This window comes from Methylophilus sp. 5 (assembly GCF_000515275.1).
GTDB lineage: Bacteria > Pseudomonadota > Gammaproteobacteria > Burkholderiales > Methylophilaceae > Methylophilus.
Genome location: NZ_KI911560.1, coordinates 2,337,554 through 2,353,102, shown reverse-complemented (window position 1 = coordinate 2,353,102; position 15,549 = coordinate 2,337,554). Strand labels below are relative to the sequence as shown.

The 15,549-nt window shown below is 50.6% G+C and carries 17 protein-coding genes; 1 reads left to right on the top strand and 16 read right to left on the bottom strand.

The genetic code is table 11. The features are described from left to right. Positions 1–99: 99 nt before the first annotated feature. The 8 genes from radA to METH5_RS0111360 all read right to left on the bottom strand — a co-directional run bounded on the left by radA (position 100) and on the right by METH5_RS0111360 (position 6,090). Positions 100–1,455, bottom strand: a complete 1,356-nt coding sequence (gene radA, locus METH5_RS0111395) for a DNA repair protein RadA (RefSeq protein ID WP_029148637.1) — start codon at positions 1,453–1,455, stop codon at positions 100–102. After that, positions 1,448–2,515, bottom strand: a complete 1,068-nt coding sequence (gene alr / locus METH5_RS0111390) for an alanine racemase (RefSeq protein ID WP_029148636.1) — start codon at positions 2,513–2,515, stop codon at positions 1,448–1,450. Before alr ends, radA begins: the two co-directional genes overlap by 8 nt. A gap of 87 nt (positions 2,516–2,602) precedes the next feature. Next, positions 2,603–3,985 carry a replicative DNA helicase gene (gene dnaB / locus METH5_RS0111385; RefSeq protein ID WP_029148635.1) on the bottom strand — a complete coding sequence of 461 codons (1,383 nt, stop codon included), beginning with the start codon at positions 3,983–3,985 and terminating at the stop codon, positions 2,603–2,605. Between the two features lie 239 nt (positions 3,986–4,224). Next, positions 4,225–4,674: a 50S ribosomal protein L9 gene (gene rplI, locus METH5_RS0111380; RefSeq protein WP_029148634.1), complete on the bottom strand. Its 450-nt coding sequence runs from the start codon at positions 4,672–4,674 to the stop codon at positions 4,225–4,227. A 21-nt stretch (positions 4,675–4,695) separates the two neighbouring features. Further along, entirely contained in the window at positions 4,696–4,929 is a 234-nt protein-coding gene (rpsR, locus tag METH5_RS0111375; protein WP_024929836.1) for a 30S ribosomal protein S18, read from the bottom strand. A gap of 19 nt (positions 4,930–4,948) precedes the next feature. Next, complete coding sequence (priB, locus tag METH5_RS0111370) at positions 4,949–5,239, bottom strand: primosomal replication protein N (RefSeq protein ID WP_029148633.1); 291 nt, start codon at positions 5,237–5,239, stop codon at positions 4,949–4,951. Positions 5,240–5,244: 5 nt separating this feature from the next. Continuing rightward, entirely contained in the window at positions 5,245–5,619 is a 375-nt protein-coding gene (rpsF, locus tag METH5_RS0111365; protein ID WP_029148632.1) for a 30S ribosomal protein S6, read from the bottom strand. 135 nt (positions 5,620–5,754) lie between these two features. Beyond that, complete coding sequence (locus METH5_RS0111360; RefSeq protein WP_029148631.1) at positions 5,755–6,090, bottom strand: hypothetical protein; 336 nt, start codon at positions 6,088–6,090, stop codon at positions 5,755–5,757. A 245-nt stretch (positions 6,091–6,335) separates the two neighbouring features. Here METH5_RS0111360 and epsA point away from each other — a divergent pair, with 245 nt between their 5' ends. After that, positions 6,336–7,115, top strand: a complete 780-nt coding sequence (epsA, locus tag METH5_RS0111355; RefSeq protein WP_029148630.1) for an XrtB/PEP-CTERM-associated transcriptional regulator EpsA — start codon at positions 6,336–6,338, stop codon at positions 7,113–7,115. An 8-nt stretch (positions 7,116–7,123) separates the two neighbouring features. On the opposite strand, the gene METH5_RS0111350 is transcribed toward epsA, so the two are convergent. From METH5_RS0111350 to METH5_RS0111315, 8 genes are all read right to left on the bottom strand, one after another. After that, positions 7,124–7,549 (bottom strand): RNA-binding S4 domain-containing protein, encoded by a 426-nt coding sequence (locus tag METH5_RS0111350; protein ID WP_036307854.1) that lies wholly within the window; start codon positions 7,547–7,549, stop codon positions 7,124–7,126. A gap of 4 nt (positions 7,550–7,553) precedes the next feature. Continuing rightward, positions 7,554–9,719: a Lon protease family protein gene (locus METH5_RS0111345; protein WP_029148628.1), complete on the bottom strand. Its 2,166-nt coding sequence runs from the start codon at positions 9,717–9,719 to the stop codon at positions 7,554–7,556. Continuing rightward, positions 9,716–10,192, bottom strand: a complete 477-nt coding sequence (locus METH5_RS0111340) for a molybdenum cofactor biosynthesis protein MoaE (RefSeq protein WP_029148627.1) — start codon at positions 10,190–10,192, stop codon at positions 9,716–9,718. Before METH5_RS0111340 ends, METH5_RS0111345 begins: the two co-directional genes overlap by 4 nt. A 1-nt stretch (position 10,193) precedes the next feature. Then, entirely contained in the window at positions 10,194–10,451 is a 258-nt protein-coding gene (gene moaD / locus METH5_RS0111335; RefSeq protein ID WP_029148626.1) for a molybdopterin converting factor subunit 1, read from the bottom strand. Next, on the bottom strand, positions 10,448–11,803 hold the full coding sequence (locus METH5_RS0111330) for a DNA recombination protein RmuC (protein WP_051413024.1): 1,356 nt from the start codon (positions 11,801–11,803) through the stop codon (positions 10,448–10,450). Before METH5_RS0111330 ends, moaD begins: the two co-directional genes overlap by 4 nt. 130 nt (positions 11,804–11,933) lie before the next feature. Continuing rightward, positions 11,934–12,620 (bottom strand): hypothetical protein, encoded by a 687-nt coding sequence (locus tag METH5_RS0111325; RefSeq protein WP_232411027.1) that lies wholly within the window; start codon positions 12,618–12,620, stop codon positions 11,934–11,936. A 139-nt stretch (positions 12,621–12,759) separates the two neighbouring features. Then, entirely contained in the window at positions 12,760–14,298 is a 1,539-nt protein-coding gene (locus tag METH5_RS0111320) for an alkaline phosphatase (RefSeq protein WP_029148623.1), read from the bottom strand. A 34-nt stretch (positions 14,299–14,332) separates the two neighbouring features. Then, complete coding sequence (locus METH5_RS0111315) at positions 14,333–15,076, bottom strand: PEP-CTERM sorting domain-containing protein (protein WP_232411026.1); 744 nt, start codon at positions 15,074–15,076, stop codon at positions 14,333–14,335. Between the last annotated feature and the right edge of the window lie 473 nt (positions 15,077–15,549).

Below are 15,549 nucleotides of genomic sequence, written 5' to 3'. Positions count from 1 at the left end.
AAACAGGCTAAAAACCACTTCCCTGTGGCTGTCCTCCCTCTTCTGGGCAGCCTCACTCTCTGGCAACGATTGCTCTCCCAGCAGTCGTTGCCATTTTTTTTATGCGCGCAGCAGGTCTATCGCTTGCTCCAGCCGATCAATGGCATCGATATGCAAACCAGCCACACCGCCTTTTGGTGCATTGGCTTTAGGGATAATGGCATGCGTAAAGCCCAGTTTAGCCGCTTCTTTCAAGCGCTCTTGCCCACGCTGCACTGGCCGCACCTCACCCGCTAACCCAACCTCACCAAACACAATCAGCTTATTCGCCAGGGGCTTATTTTTAAATGACGACACAATGGCGAGCAATACCGCCAAATCCACCGCCGGTTCGCTGATCTTGACGCCGCCCACCGCATTGATAAAAACATCCTGGTCATAACAGGCCACGCCTGCATGCCTATGCAACACCGCCAGCAACATCGCCAGCCGGTTTTGCTCCAAACCAACACACAAGCGCTTGGGGTTAGGCGCATGTGCCGTATCTACCAGCGCCTGAATTTCAACCAGCAACGGCCGCGTGCCCTCTTGGGTGACGGTAATGCAAGAACCAGGCACCGGTGACTCGTGATGCGATAAAAACAACGCCGAAGGATTGCTGACTTCGCGCAGGCCTTTCTCAGTCATGGCAAACACGCCCAACTCATTGACGGCACCAAAGCGATTTTTAAAAGCGCGGATCAGCCGGAAACTCGAATTCTGGTCGCCTTCAAAGTAAAGCACGCTATCCACAATATGCTCGAGCACGCGCGGCCCGGCTAGCGAACCTTCTTTGGTCACATGCCCAACCAATATCATGCTGATACCCAGCTGTTTGGCGATGCGCGTGAGTTGCGCACTGCATTCACGCACTTGTGCCACTGAACCCGGCGCTGATTGCAAGGCCTCAGAGTATACGGTTTGAATCGAGTCAATCACCACGACATCAGGCTGATGCTGTTGCAACACCTGGCTGATCTTTTCCAGGTTAATTTCAGCCAGCACATCCACTCGCTTCGCATCCAGCCCCAAGCGCTGCGCGCGCATGGCAATCTGCTGCGCAGACTCTTCGCCACTGATATAAAAAGCCTTGAGTGATTGCGACACCTTGCACACGGTTTGTAACAGCAAGGTAGATTTGCCAATGCCAGGATCACCACCAATCAGCACTACACCACCAGCAACCAGGCCGCCGCCCAGTACACGATCAAATTCGGCAATGCCTGTCGCCTGTCGCGAGACGTCCTGCGCCTCAACTTCGGCTAATTTTTGCAACTGCGCCGTCGGCGCCAGGCTGGCAAAACGGCTTTGTGTCACCGCCTCCGGCACGGTTTCCACCAGCGTGTTCCAAGCATGGCAACTCGGGCACTGGCCTTGCCATTTAGGCTCAGCCGCACCACATTCAGTACAGGTATATTGTGTTTTTATTTTAGCCATAGACTTTGAACGGCACCCTTGACGCCACAGCACACAACAATTCATAACCTATGGTGCCTGCCGCTTGCGCCACAGCATCCACCGGCACTAATGCGCCCCATAACTCAACCGGGCTACCTATTTGTGCCTCTGCGATGTCAGTCACATCCACCGCCAGCATATCCATAGAAACTCGGCCCAGTGTACGTGTCAGCTTGCCATTCACGGCAATTGGCGTCCCGGTGCCTGCATGGCGTGGATAGCCATCGGCATAACCACATGCAACGATGCCTACTTTGGTCGGTTTATCAGCGATAAATAAGCTACCGTAACCTACGCTTTCACCGGCCTGAATTTCCTGCACACTGATGAGTGCAGATTGCAAAGTCATCACCGGTTTTAAGCCCAGCGAGGCTGCTGTTTTTTCTGCAATGGGTGTTGCGCCATACAACATAATGCCAGGGCGCACCCAGTCTGCGTGTGTGTGTGGTTGCTGCACCACGGCGGCCGAGTTGGCCAGTGATCGTTGGTAAGGCTGATCTGCCATCACCTGCGCCACGGTTTGCATGGCTTGTGTCACGCCATTACTCACATCTGCATTGGCAAAATGGGTCATGAGCACGATGTCACTAACATTGGCGCAACTAGCCAACTGAGTGCGTGCGTGCTGGTAATCCGCTGGTTGAAAACCCAAACGGTGCATGCCGCTATCGAGCTTGAGAAAAACACGAATAGGTGCGCTCAATGTTGCTTGTTGCAGCCAGGTAATTTGCGCCGCATGGTGCACTACCATGTCCAGGCGGTAACGGTCCACGTCTACCAATTGCTCAGCCGAAAACACGCCTTCCAGCAACAAAACAGGCTGTTGATAGCCGGCGTCACGCAAGGCAATCGCTTCGGATGGACTCAGCACCGCAAAGGCGTCGGTGTCAGTTAAGCCCTGCGCCACATTGAGCAGGCCATGGCCGTAACCATTGGCCTTCACCACTGAGATCACTTTGGCGTGCGGCGCGTACTGGCGGACTTGTGCCAGGTTGTGGGCTAAGGCAGGCAGTGAAATATGGGCAACAATCGGTCGCATAGGTGTCAATCAGAGGTTAAAGCTTGAACAACTTTTCACCTGGCCAGGAGACTCACACAAGTGAATGCCCTGACAACAGGTGCCAAATTAATACTCGTCTGGCATATACGCCGCATTGGCGTAATCCATAAAGCGTGTATGCGCGCCCATAAAGGTCAGGCGCACGCGGCCAATCGGGCCGTTACGCTGTTTGGCGATAATAATTTCAGCGGTGCCTTTTTCGGCGCTGTCCGGGTTGTAATACTCGTCACGGTAAACGAACATAATCAAGTCAGCATCCTGCTCAATCGCGCCCGATTCGCGCAAGTCACTCATCACCGGGCGCTTGTCAGGGCGTTGGTCCACGCTACGGTTAAGCTGCGAAATCGCAATCAAAGGCACGTTTAATTCTTTGGCCAAGGCTTTGAGAGAACGTGAAATTTCAGAAATTTCGGTCGCGCGGTTCTCGCCCTGGCGACCAGCCGGTGAGCTCATTAACTGTATGTAGTCGATCACAATCAATCCGAGCTCGCCCGTCTGGCGATGCAAACGACGCGCACGTGCGCGCACGTCAAAGCTACTCAGGCCCGCACCTTCATCAATGAAAATGGGCGCTTCATTGAGTTTGCCCAGCGCAGTGGTCAGTTTTTCCCAGTCTTCATCCTCTAGGTTACCATTACGCATCTTATGCTGATCGAGGCGGCCAATCGAACCGATCATACGCGTGGTCAATTGTGTTGCGCCCATCTCCATCGAGAAAATGGCCACTGCTTTATTCGTCTCCAGTGCCACATTTTCAGCAATGTTAATCGCAAAAGCGGTTTTACCCATGGACGGACGACCGGCAATAATCACCATATCGCCGCCTTGCAAACCCGAGGTCATCGCGTCGAGGTCGCTAAATCCGGTCGGGATACCAGTCACATCAGACTGATTTTCACGCGAATATAAATAGTCAATGCGGTCAGCCACTTGTGGCAATAGTACCTGCATCCCTAAAAAGCCCTGGCTCTTGCGATTGCCACCTTCAGCAATCTGGAAAATCTTGGCTTCTGCTTCATCGAGCAACTGCTGTGCATCTCGCCCATTCGGCAGGTAAGCGCTTTCGGCAATATCGGTCCCGACAGTGACCAATTGGCGCATGACAAAACGCTCATGCACAATTTCCGCGTAGCGGCGAATATTGGCCGCAGTGGGTGTATTTTGTGCCAGCGCGCCCAGATAAGCGACACCACCGACAGTGGTCAACTCATTGCTGTTTTCCAGCGACTCGGCCACGGTCACAATATCCGCCGGCTGATTGCGCTCAATCAGTTTGGCAATGTGCACATAAATCAGCTTGTGGTCATGCTGATAAAAATCCTGCGGCGCCAGAATATCTGCAATTTTGTCCAGCGCTTCGTTGTCGAGCAACAGCCCGCCCAGCACCGATTGCTCGGCTTCAATGGAATGTGGAGGGAGTTTTAAGAATTCGAGTTGTTCATCAGCCATCTGGCGATTATACCGAAAAGCCGTCACGCATTTTGGGGTTTTGGCCGAGATGAAAGATTAAAAATATTTTAGCCACAGAGGGCACAGAGCACACAGAGAAAAACTAACTTCTAAAAAATGGATGATCAGCCTATTGCAAATATCCGCGTGCATCTGCGTTTATCTGCGGCTAATCAATCACCATAAAAAGCAAAAAGGCTACCGAAGTAGCCTTTTCTTATACTGCAGCAGAGGCTTGATTAAGCTTCTGGTGTTACTGTGACAGTGATGTCTACAACCACGTCGTGGTGCAGTGCAACGCTCACAGCAAACTCACCAACGTTTTTCAGTGGGCCGTTTGGCAGGCGTACGTCCGCTTTTTTCACTTCGTGACCTTGTGCTTGCAAGCCTTCAGCGATGTCCATGTTAGTCACGGAACCGAACAGACGGCCATCAACACCGGCTTTTTGAGAAACTGTCAGGCTGAAACCAGACAATTTTTCGCCACGTGCTTGCGCAACAGCCAACAAATCAGCTTGTTGTTTTTCCAACTCAGCACGTTGTGCTGCGAAAACCGCCTTGTTTGCTTCAGTTGCGCGCTTGGCTTTACCTTGTGGGATCAGAAAGTTACGGCCGTAACCGTCTTTCACTTTAACCACGTCGCCCAATGAGCCCAGGTTTGCTACTTTTTCCAATAAAATCACTTGCATGTTGTTCTCCTAAGCCGCCAATTAACCTGGGTGTTTGTCTGTGTAAGGCATCAGCGCCAGGAAACGTGCGCGCTTAACCGCGGTTGTCAGTTGACGTTGGTATTTAGCCTTGGTACCAGTCATACGGGCTGGGATGATTTTGAAGTTTTCAGAAACGAAATCTTTCAACAGATCTACGTCTTTGTAATCAACTTCTTTGATGCCTTCTGCGCTAAAACGGCAGTAACGGCGACGTTTGTACATATCTCTTGCCATTTGAAACTCCTTAAATTCTTTAATACTGTATTCGCTGTAATTCTTGTATATGCAGTACCACTTGTGTGCTTTTTGCACTGCGCTGCGCCAAAAACCCTTTTACTTTGATGTGATCGCCGCTTTGCAATGGCAAACTGGCTTTTTCACCAATCAGCATTGCGGGTAATACGCACTGCACTTTACGATTCATTCCGGCTTCTTGCTGTTCTGAATCATGTTGCAATTGCAATCGCAACAAGGGTAAGCCTGCCGGTGTGTAACGTAACGGTTCGATAGACTGAACGATTGCCGCGATCACCAGCGTATTCACAACACTTAAGCAGCCGCCTCAGTGGTCGCCGCAGGTGCGTCACCAACGATGGTTTTGGCTTTTTCCTCTTTCATCATTGGGCTTGGTGCTGTGACTGCTGTTTTCGTCGCGATTGTCAGGTGACGTAATACAGCATCGTTAAATTTGAAGCCATGCTCCATCTCTTCCAGCACTTCCTGGCTGCACTCGATGTTCATCAACACATAGTGCGCTTTGTGTACTTTTTGAATTGGATAGGCAAGTTGACGACGGCCCCAGTCTTCCAGACGGTGGATGTTGCCGCCATTGCCAGTGATTTGAGCGCGGTAACGCTCGATCATTGCTGGCACTTGTTCACTCTGGTCAGGGTGAACAATAAACACGATTTCATAGTGTCGCATGAGATTTCCTTGTGGTTGTTAGCCACCTTCAGATCCAACTACTGGCCGCTTGAGGCGCTCAATGGTTGCGAACAAAGTGTGGCAAGGTTGCAAAGCACGCGATTATAAACCAGATTTCATGCTGCAATCAAGGACTTATTGCTTTTTGGGTGGATTCTCAAGTGCCTTGTCTTCTTTTGGCAGGTAATAAGGATCAGACACATAGCCTGGCCCTTTCATAATAATGATGACAATCAGGCCTATTGTCGTGGCACCAATAAAAAACCAAAAAGTAAACAGCAGGCCCAAAAACATCGCGGTACGCTCAATGTCGCGCGTGAGTAAGTCACCATATTGCCACCATGCATGTAGCAAAGGTGTCGCAAACACCAGGGTGCCCAACAACAACCATTTGGGCAGTTTTTTCAACAACTGCCATTCTTTATGGCTGGGATAGCGTACACCATTCGGAAGTTTATTTAATCTACCCATGCGATTCCTATATATACACACGAATCAATACGATTCTTTACTTATCCATTTTAACGCAAGTATGACTCTGTTTTAAAAGGAAAATATCCAGATTAAGCATCAATTGACCTGTATCAGGCACTATTGACGCCGTGCAAACAGGCGATCATATTAAAGAAGCGGAAAATTACGCCGTAAAACCCTTGAGACCATGAAGACACAGTGGGCAAAGTTTGCCCTGCGTAAGAATAACTTGAGGTAACTGCATGCTGGTACAAAAAAAACAAACCCATTGGGAAGGCATCTTGCAGGCCATACAAAACTCGTATGCGATCAAACGCCATATCGAGTTCTTTAACTGGCTAAAACAAGACATTCATCCGCTGATGCGGCACGATGTGCTGTTAGCCGCCTGGGGCGACTTTAGCAGTGGCGAGCTGCATTTTGACGTATCGTCCTCATTACCTGAGGCCTCTACACAGCGTTTGCTTGAAGATTCAGCCATTGTGAACTACCTGATGTGCAACCTCTATAAGCGCTGGGTAGAAAACGATGACAAGTGGTATGTGATTAACCGCTTTGACGCCAGCGGCATTCACGCCCAATCGCCTAACCCGTTTACACAGCAACTACTTAAAATGCATTCATTAATGGTGTATGGCGTGCGCGATACGCGCGGTAAAGCCGATTGCATTTATGTCTTTTTTGACCGCACCAAAGAATTCACTGTGCCAGACCAGATGCTGGGCATGATCATGCCGCACCTGGATGCTGCCATTCGCCGCGTTGGCCATCTGGCGCCGGTGGTTAAAGATGAAGACTTGCTTGATAGCATGGCGCAAGGCGGATTGTCTGACCGTGAGCAGGAGATTTTGCATTGGGTGCGCAGCGGCAAAACCAATCTCGAAATTGGCATGATCTTGAACATCAGCGCCAACACGGTCAAAAACCACCTCAAACGTATTTTTCAAAAGCTGGATGTGTCCTGCCGCGCGCAAGCGGTGGCAAAAACAGGGATGCCTGTTGCTACACGCCGCCCGAGTTAATTAAGCAGCTAGTCGCGCCCGGTAAAGCGCTGAATATCGCGCATTTGCCGTTTGGTCGGGCGCCCCAGGCCACGATCACGTTCAGCAAACTGATCGGCGCCGGTTTCTTGCGCTTGCTGGCGCAGGCGCTGGCTTTCATCGGTTTCGCGGTAGAGCAATGCCGCCTCAGGCGCACCACGCCGCACATTGCTTAAAGCCAGCACCTCAACTTCAATCTGCATATCTTTGTTTTTAATTGTGACGCGCAGGCCAGGCTTCATTTCGCGCGCATTTTTAGCGCGGTCGCCATCAATCCGTACTTTGCCACCCTCCACCGCTGCGGCCGCCAAACTGCGTGTTTTAAAAAAACGCGCCGCCCACAACCATTTATCCAAACGACAACCATCGTCTTTTTCTGGCAGGGTCTCTTGCTTGCGATGATGTGTGCGTGGCATAAACTTAGAGATTCAGGTTATCTTGATGCTGCTGAAAATAAGCCATGCGCGCCTGGTTACGCTCCAGGGTATGACGGTAACTGGCGAGTGCATCCTGTGCTTTCGCCATCAGGCTATCACCTGCATAAGTGCCATCCGCCTCTTGCGCACCAGCTTCACACTCGGTGAGGTGGGCAATCCCTTCCAGCACATGGTCAATAGCAATAATCTTGAACATGCCATTATTCACAGCCCTCACTACGCTGTCATCTAGCACCAGATGGCGCTGATTGCGTTTAGGAATAATCACGCCCTGCTCGCCATTCAAACCCAGAGCCTCGCAGACACGGAAATAACCTTCAATTTTTTCGTTGATACCGCCAATCGGCATCACCTCACCAAACTGATTAAGCGCACCAGTCACCGCCATGCCTTGCTTGATCGGCAAGCCGGTTAAAGCAGAAAGCAGCGCGAACAACTCGGCACAAGAGGCAGAGTCGCCCTCTACGCCGGTATACTCCTGCTCAAACACCAGCGACGCACTCAAGCTTAGCGGCGCCAGCGCCCAAAAACTGGCACTGAGCCAGTTTTGTAAAATATAAATCCCTTTATCATGGGTCGGCCCACTCATATTCACCTCGCGGTCAATATTAATGACGCCGCTACGGCCGGGATAACACCGCGCCGTAATGCGGATCGGTGAACCAAAGCTAGCGTCACCCAATTCAATATGCGTTAAGCCATTCACCTGCCCCACCACATTGCCATGGACTTGAATCAGCAATTCGTTATCAATAATCGAGTCACGAATCTGGGTTTCAAAAAACTGCTGGCGCAGCAAACGGGCCGTGAGTGCCTGTTTGACATGTACATCGGTAATCAAACGCGCATCTGCGGCAGCGGCGGCACTTTCATGCATCAGTTGGTCCAAATGTGCAAAACGCGTGCTGATACGGCCTTGGTCTTCTTCTAGCCGGTGCATAAATTGCAACAGCACATTCACTGCCGCACCACTAAAATGCGACAGCGCCTGCTGCTGGCATTTGCGTGCGATATACCCGGCGATCCAGGCATAGTTATCTAGTGTGGCGCTGACGCGATCTTCAAACTCGACTTTAATCGGAAAAAAATCAAAGAAATCCGGCTGCGCTTCCAGGCAATCGTAATAGTCTTCGCGGCTGGCGATCATGATAATTTTCACATGCACCGGCAGTGCGCTATGGCGGTTGCCACCCGCACCTTGCTGCGCGTGATTGGCCCAATCTTCAATTTGCACTTCGCGATTGCGCATCAAGCGGTATAGTTTCTCCAGCAAGGCGCTGCCGTTGCCTTCATCCTGCATCAAGTCACGCAGGTGCAATAACAGCATGCCGCCATCGGCCTGATGCAAGCTACCGGCGCGCAAACGCAGAAACTCCGGCCATTGTGCTGACTCACCAACTGCCGTCTCCAACATGCCGAACAAGGCCGCAAAACCGGGGTCTTTTTCTTCGACCACCGGTTGCTTCACGCCTGCCGTGAGATTAGCACGCTGATCGACCAGCAAGTTGACGCGAAAGCGCGATAAGAAACTATCATTAACAATGCTGTCAGCCCCATTTTCACCATCGCTGCCTACTTGCTGCCAGGCCTGTAAATAAGCCAGCACTTCCGGTTTGATGATATTAAAAAAGGGCGACAACTTAGCACTGCTCAATTGCGAGCGTAAACCATCCACGCGCTCTTCCAGCCAGGTTTCTGCCTGTGACAGATTCACCTGTCCGCTGGCATCGAGCCACTGCTGCATTTCAGCAATTAGCGCCTTGATAAACGAGTCCATCACGGTGCGCAATTGCGCGCCTAAGCCAGCCGGCAGCTTGATGTAGTTAACACAGGATTGCTGACTAAAATCATAGAGTGCGACCAGGTCTGTCAGTGAGCTATCAATACCAGTCACCGCGGATGCTTTCATCGCGGCCATGGTGAGCCCGGCACGACCAGAGCCAGGGGTACCCAGCACCAGCACATTACACCCTGATTGTGGCAGTGACAGCCCCATCATTAATGTTTTTTGTGCTTCGGGCTGCAACTTCCAGCCGTAATCGTTTAGCCCCAGATCAGCGGCATCCAGCAGCGACTCGGTAGAGTCAAACGACATTGGGGACAGTTTGTAGGAAACGGTCATTTCATCAGGACTGAGTACTTGCATCATTTAGGCAGTTTCCACTGTTGTTTTAGTTGTTCATCGGACGCCCGGGCCTCTACCCAGTGCTGGCCAAAATCACCGACTTCTTTTTTCCAAAAAGGCGCCTCGGTTTTTAAATAATCCATCATAAAAGTGCAGGCCTCAAACGCGGCTTGCCGATGCAAACTGGTGGCGGCCACCAGCACAATCTGCGCCTGCGCAGGCAATGCGCCAACGCGGTGTATCATATGTGCGCCAAGCAATGGCCAGCGCAGTGCGGCTTGCTGTGCAATGTCTAGCAATGCTTTTTCTGTCATGCCAGGATAATGTTCAATCACCATCTCGTTTAACTGGCCTGCGGCAGACACATCGCGCACCAGGCCAACAAAGTTAACCAGTGCGCCTGCTTGCGGCGTGGCGGCGCGCAGTTGCTGCAACTCTGCGCCAATATCAAAATCTTCAGTCTGTACCGCAACCTTGAGATAAACGGATTCACTCAAACTAGCCTCCGGTCACTGGCGGAAAAAACGCCACCTCGTCGCCATCATCAAACGTCGCCATGTCATCAACCAATTCATGGTTAATCGCGGCACGCACCACTGTGCCGCCGCTAAACAGCTTTTGCCAGGTGTCACCGCGGCCGGATAACCAGGACTTGAGCGCCACAATCGTCTCTACGCCCTCAGGCAACACGACATCCTCAGAGGAATAGTTAACGACCTCTTTGATGCGGGCGAAATATAAAATGGTGATATTCATGTGGGGGTACTCTTTCCAGCCTCATCTAATTCATCCAGCATATCCAGTGCTTCCAGGCCTGCGGTCTGCGCCAGTTCAACTTTTTCAATCTGTGCAAAGCGCCTGGAAATCTTCTGGCTACTGATATGCACATCCTGTGCGTTTTCATGCGCCTGGCGGATATTATCGGCCAGTTTCTTCATACGGGTATCAAAGCGGTCAAAATCTTTACTTAGTTTGCCCAGTTCGTCTTTAATAATATGCACTTGTTTGCGCATCTCAACATCTTTAAGCACCGCGCGTGCCGTGTTTAACACGGCCATCAAGGTGGTCGGTGACACCAGCCAAACCCTTTTTTGCATGGCGTAATCAACCACATCGCCGTGATAGGCGTGAATTTCGGCAAACACCGCTTCGGCCGGGATAAACATCACCGCGCCATCCGAGGTCTCATTGGCAATAATATATTTACTGCTAATGTCGTCGATGTGTTTTTTAATATCCGCTTTAAACAACTTGGAAGCCTGCGCCTGCACCAGTTCACCCAGGCTGCTATCAATCATGCGGTGATAGTTTTCCAGCGGGAACTTACTATCTACCGCCACGGTGCCAGTCGGCTCAGGTAAAAACAACGCGCAATCAACGCGTGCACCATTGCTTAAGGTATGCTGCATAGCAAAACTGCTGGCAGGCAATACATTACGCACCAAGCCCTCTAACTGCACCTCACCATAAGCGCCACGGCTGCGTTTGTCCCCTAGCAACTCTTGCAAACTCACGACATTCACGCTCAGGCCATCAATTTTCTTTTGGGCTTCATCAATGGTGGCAAGGCGCTCCATCACACTGACAAAAGTCTCGTTGGTTTTTTTAAAGCCCTCTTCCAAACGAATCGACACCTTGCCGCTCATTTCTTCCAGGCGGTTATCAACGATTTTGGTTAACGCTTCTATACTTTGGGTCAGGCTTTGCGTGGTGGTTTGCAACGCGGTTTTAAGCAAGTTTTGTTGCAACATGCCCTGCTCTGACAGGCCGTTACGCAAACTCAGGCTGAGCTGCTCGCTGCTCTGGCTTAAATGGTCACGCTGCGCCACTTGCAAGGCTTGCATGGCTTCACGGGTGGCGGTGAGCTCTTGCGATAACTGCGCACGCAAACGGTCTTGTTGATCAGTATTCAGGCTTTGTAAACGGTCTGCCAATTGATTGAGCGATTGATGCATCTCGCTCATCATCATGCGATGTTTTTCTTCAAGCTGTTGTGAAAGTAATTGCGCGAGTGCCTGCTGCGAGGCTTGTTGCTGCGTGCGCCATTGCCAGATTAGCATGGCAATAATCAACAGCAACAACAATAACTGAATAATTTGTAGCGTCATGGCGGCATTATAGCCGATGACCGTGTACGCCACATCGACGCAGCACAAATTCGCTGCGTCGATGTGGCGTGTTTGAGACGGGTGTTAACCGAGCAAGTTAGTGCTCATGTGCGCGCAAACCAGCTGATGCTTAATGACTGTGCCCCTGCAAGCCAGGTGCACCGTGCGCCTTAGCCAGCCACTGCATTTCTGAAGGATTATGTTCCATATCGCCCAGATCAGTGTAATCCACATGCTGGTAATTACTCAGCGCGGTCAATGAGGTCGCTGGTGCGACTTCTACCGACTGATCAGCCTTGGCGGCTGGTTGCAGCGACTGCATCTGGATATTCACCGTGTGCTGCGGATAGCTATAAGCCACCTTATAAGGCAGTTTCAAGGCCGGAATCCACCACACTTCGCTATGGATACCATTCCCCAAAGTACCTACATATTTTTCTACTGGATAACCATATTGCGTGCCAGACTCGGCAGCCACTTTTTGCAAGCTTGCCAGTTCACTATCACTCACCAGCTGTGATTTTAACTGCCAGAACTGCTCATCCGTTTTAATAGACAGCAGCTTCAAATCAACATCGGCATAATCAATGGCGCGACGCTCATCATGCATCAAATACACATAATTCATTTGCCCGGCCGGTTTTTTTAACCACAGACTGCTGTGATGCGCCGGTTCACCGTTTTGATACAGATTGCGTATCTCGACCTGGTTGGTGTCACGCATCAACCACCACTGTACATGCTTGGCCTCTTCTGCGTTGCATGGCTGTGCGCATTGCACGGTTTCATAACGTGCATTCACCACGTCATCTGCCATTGCGGTAGCGCTTATTAACAGCAGCGCCAGGCATCCAGCTGATTTTTTAAATATCATGTTGTGTCCGTTCCAACTCAAAGGGATCAGGGCAGCTTTAAGCTGCCCTGCCATTACTCACTATTTACCAGCGTACTTTAACTTAAAAACCAAAAGCATCTTTCATGACCTGGTAGATATAGCTTTGCTCTTGTACACCATGCACCAGGTAGGCTTTAGGGCCAATCGCGTAAATCGCGACTTCTTCACCGGCATGGGTTTCTGAGCTCAGTGGCACCAGTGCTTCCTGGTGGAAGTCAGGATCTTCAGTATCTACACCAGACATATCGACCACACGGCCAGCAGCGATAGACTCGTTGTACACAGCGTCGCCTGGGGAGTTGGTATGGTAGCCAGGGCCGTTAGCAAAGCTCACTGTGGTGTAAGGCTTGCCATCTGCTGCCAGCGTTGGTGTGGTTTTGCCTGGTTCAACCACTTTACCCAAAATCGGGTTGCCGCGTTTTGGATAACCGCCAATAGTCAATGTGTGGCTGTGGTCAGCGGTCACAATGATCAAGGTTTCATTCATATTCACCTTAGAGGCCGCTTCGCGCACTGCATCAGACAAGGCCACTGCATCTTTAAAGGTACGGTAAGCGTTACCCGCGTGAGAGGCATGATCAATACGACCACCTTCTACCATCAAAAAGTAACCGTTCTGGTTTTTCTTGAGGATATCAATCGCCTTACCTGTCATGTCTGCCAGTGAAGGTTCGCCAGCAATGTCATTTGGGCGATCTTGCTCGTATTCCATATGTGATGGATTGAACAGGCCCAATACTTTAGTGGTGGTTGCCGGGTTCAGCGCATTGAATGCGGTCTGGTTTTCAATATACACGCCACCAAACTTGCTGACGTATTCTTGTGTCAGGTTACGGCCGTCAGTACGGCGACCTTTGGTGCCTTCGATATCGGTAATGCTGTTTGGCAGGAAGTAGCTACGGCCACCACCAAACACCACGTCAATACCGTCACCGATTTTGCCAGTGCCAAAGTTATCAATCAGTTGTGCTGCAATATCTTTCACACCATTGCTGGCAGCGGCGGCCGACAAGTTCGCGTTAGCTTCCCAGTCACGGTTGGAGATATGCGCATAGGTCGCGGCAGGTGTGGCGTGGGTGATACGTGCAGTCGATACTACGCCAGTGGATTTGCCTGCTTGCTCAGCCTGCTCCAGCAAGGTAGTCACTTTGTTAGCATTTAATACGGTTGGGCTAGGCTCATTGCGAGCCACAGACTGGTTCAATGACAAAATACCATCATTGGTTTTTACACCAGAAATCATGGCCGTCATGGTTGGGGCAGAGTCAGCCGTTTGCTGGTTGGTAGAGTATGTTTTAGACAGCGCAACATAAGGAAACTCTTCAAAAGACAGTCTGTGGCGTTCGCCATCAATGCCTTTGAGTTGACCTTCAAAAATGCGTGCGCCGGTCACGGTAGAAATCCCCATGCCATCACCCACAAACAAAATCACGTTTTTGGCTTTTTTAGCGTTTGGTACCAGTTTTTTGCTGTCATTCAGGCTGGCGGCACCATCATTGAGCCAGAACTGTGCATCTTCGGCCATCGCTACGTGAGACAGAAGTTGTGAGCCCAGCAGCATGGCTACCATGGCAGTGCGTTTTACATTAAACAATTGCATGATCATTTCCTTTATCAGGTTTTAATATTGTAATTTATGAATAGCGACGACGCATCACTGCCGCCATCAAACCCAAACCAGCCAGCATCAAGGCATTGGTATCTGCTTCTGGTACGGATGACACCGTTTGCAAGCTGACATTGTCCAGGCCCAACTGCAATGAGCTCTGGTTAGCGACCGTGGCAAAACGCAACACATAGCTGCCACCCGCTGCCAGGCTGGATGAAAGATCAAACTGGTAGTTAATGTAGTCATTGACTGCCAGGCCGCCATTGGCGCCACCGACATACAGTGTTTGCAAAATATCTGCACTATTGGTAGAAAACAGATCGCTACCTGCTTTGAGCACATCCACACGTACGTGCTGGTTAGCATGGTCAGTCGCATCCACGCTGTAATCCAGGCCTGCGGCATCAATCTCGGTCGTCGCATTCTGGTTATTCACAAACATCTGGAATGACAAGGTCGCCTGGCTCACCGCCGCGGTTGTAAATGACTGGTACAACACGTTAGCCGCGAGACCGTAGTTATCCAGCAAGCCATAGTAGCTGCCTTGATAAGCACCAACCGTTGTATTGCCGGTCACTTCTGTCACCGTACCGGATTGTGACAATACGCTGCCAAAAAAGCCTTGCTCGGCGACTTGCCAGCCAGGAATATCGTAGCTATCTACGCCCTGCACCTCAAACCCACCGTTTTGAATCAACTCTGCTGCCTGCGCCTGAGACAGCGCTGCTGCCCCTAGCACGCCAGCCATCACCCAAGGTTTTAGCTTCATTTATGAACATCCTCTCTGAATGCGATGATTAATATACATATCGTTTGCCACCTCGCCGTATCGACGCGGTGTCACCATGAGCATTCTTGAAAAACTGTATGTCAGAGAGTTTTCACTGGCGTGAAGCTTATATGACGGGCCTGACTACGCCGCTGACAAAAAGATAAAATAATAAGGGGGATTAGAAAAGAAAAAACCCCGCATTGGCGGGGCTATAAAGAGACTTTAAACTTGAAAAACACGCCACAATCACACAAAAGCATCCACGATGCCGATGATGAACAAAAGCAAAAACCCGAATAATAAAATGTTCAGATTTAAGCAGCTGATCATCGCTGCGTCCTTGTGATGTTGCTAGAATACTGACGATGCTAGGTGGTCACAATGACCCGTTCGGGTCATCCGGCGTCAATCGCAAGCAAGATCAGGAATAAGCAAAGCCAGGAACAGGCGAACAATAACAAAGGAGCGAT

Bases quoted from the DNA above. Each gene is read 5' to 3' on its own strand.
- radA (WP_029148637.1), bottom strand. From the start codon at position 1,455: ATGGCTAAAATAAAAACACAATATACCTGTACTGAATGTGGTGCGGCT.
- alr (WP_029148636.1), bottom strand. From the start codon at position 2,515: ATGCGACCGATTGTTGCCCATATTTCACTGCCTGCCTTAGCCCACAAC.
- dnaB (WP_029148635.1), bottom strand. From the start codon at position 3,985: ATGGCTGATGAACAACTCGAATTCTTAAAACTCCCTCCACATTCCATT.
- rplI (WP_029148634.1), bottom strand. From the start codon at position 4,674: ATGCAAGTGATTTTATTGGAAAAAGTAGCAAACCTGGGCTCATTGGGC.
- rpsR (WP_024929836.1), bottom strand. From the start codon at position 4,929: ATGGCAAGAGATATGTACAAACGTCGCCGTTACTGCCGTTTTAGCGCA.
- rpsF (WP_029148632.1), bottom strand. From the start codon at position 5,619: ATGCGACACTATGAAATCGTGTTTATTGTTCACCCTGACCAGAGTGAA.
- METH5_RS0111360 (WP_029148631.1), bottom strand. From the start codon at position 6,090: ATGGGTAGATTAAATAAACTTCCGAATGGTGTACGCTATCCCAGCCAT.
- epsA (WP_029148630.1), top strand. From the start codon at position 6,336: ATGCTGGTACAAAAAAAACAAACCCATTGGGAAGGCATCTTGCAGGCC.
- METH5_RS0111350 (WP_036307854.1), bottom strand. From the start codon at position 7,549: ATGCCACGCACACATCATCGCAAGCAAGAGACCCTGCCAGAAAAAGAC.
- METH5_RS0111345 (WP_029148628.1), bottom strand. From the start codon at position 9,719: ATGATGCAAGTACTCAGTCCTGATGAAATGACCGTTTCCTACAAACTG.
- moaD (WP_029148626.1), bottom strand. From the start codon at position 10,451: ATGAATATCACCATTTTATATTTCGCCCGCATCAAAGAGGTCGTTAAC.
- METH5_RS0111330 (WP_051413024.1), bottom strand. From the start codon at position 11,803: ATGACGCTACAAATTATTCAGTTATTGTTGTTGCTGTTGATTATTGCC.
- METH5_RS0111325 (WP_232411027.1), bottom strand. From the start codon at position 12,620: ATGGCAGATGACGTGGTGAATGCACGTTATGAAACCGTGCAATGCGCA.
- METH5_RS0111320 (WP_029148623.1), bottom strand. From the start codon at position 14,298: ATGCAATTGTTTAATGTAAAACGCACTGCCATGGTAGCCATGCTGCTG.
- METH5_RS0111315 (WP_232411026.1), bottom strand. From the start codon at position 15,076: ATGAAGCTAAAACCTTGGGTGATGGCTGGCGTGCTAGGGGCAGCAGCG.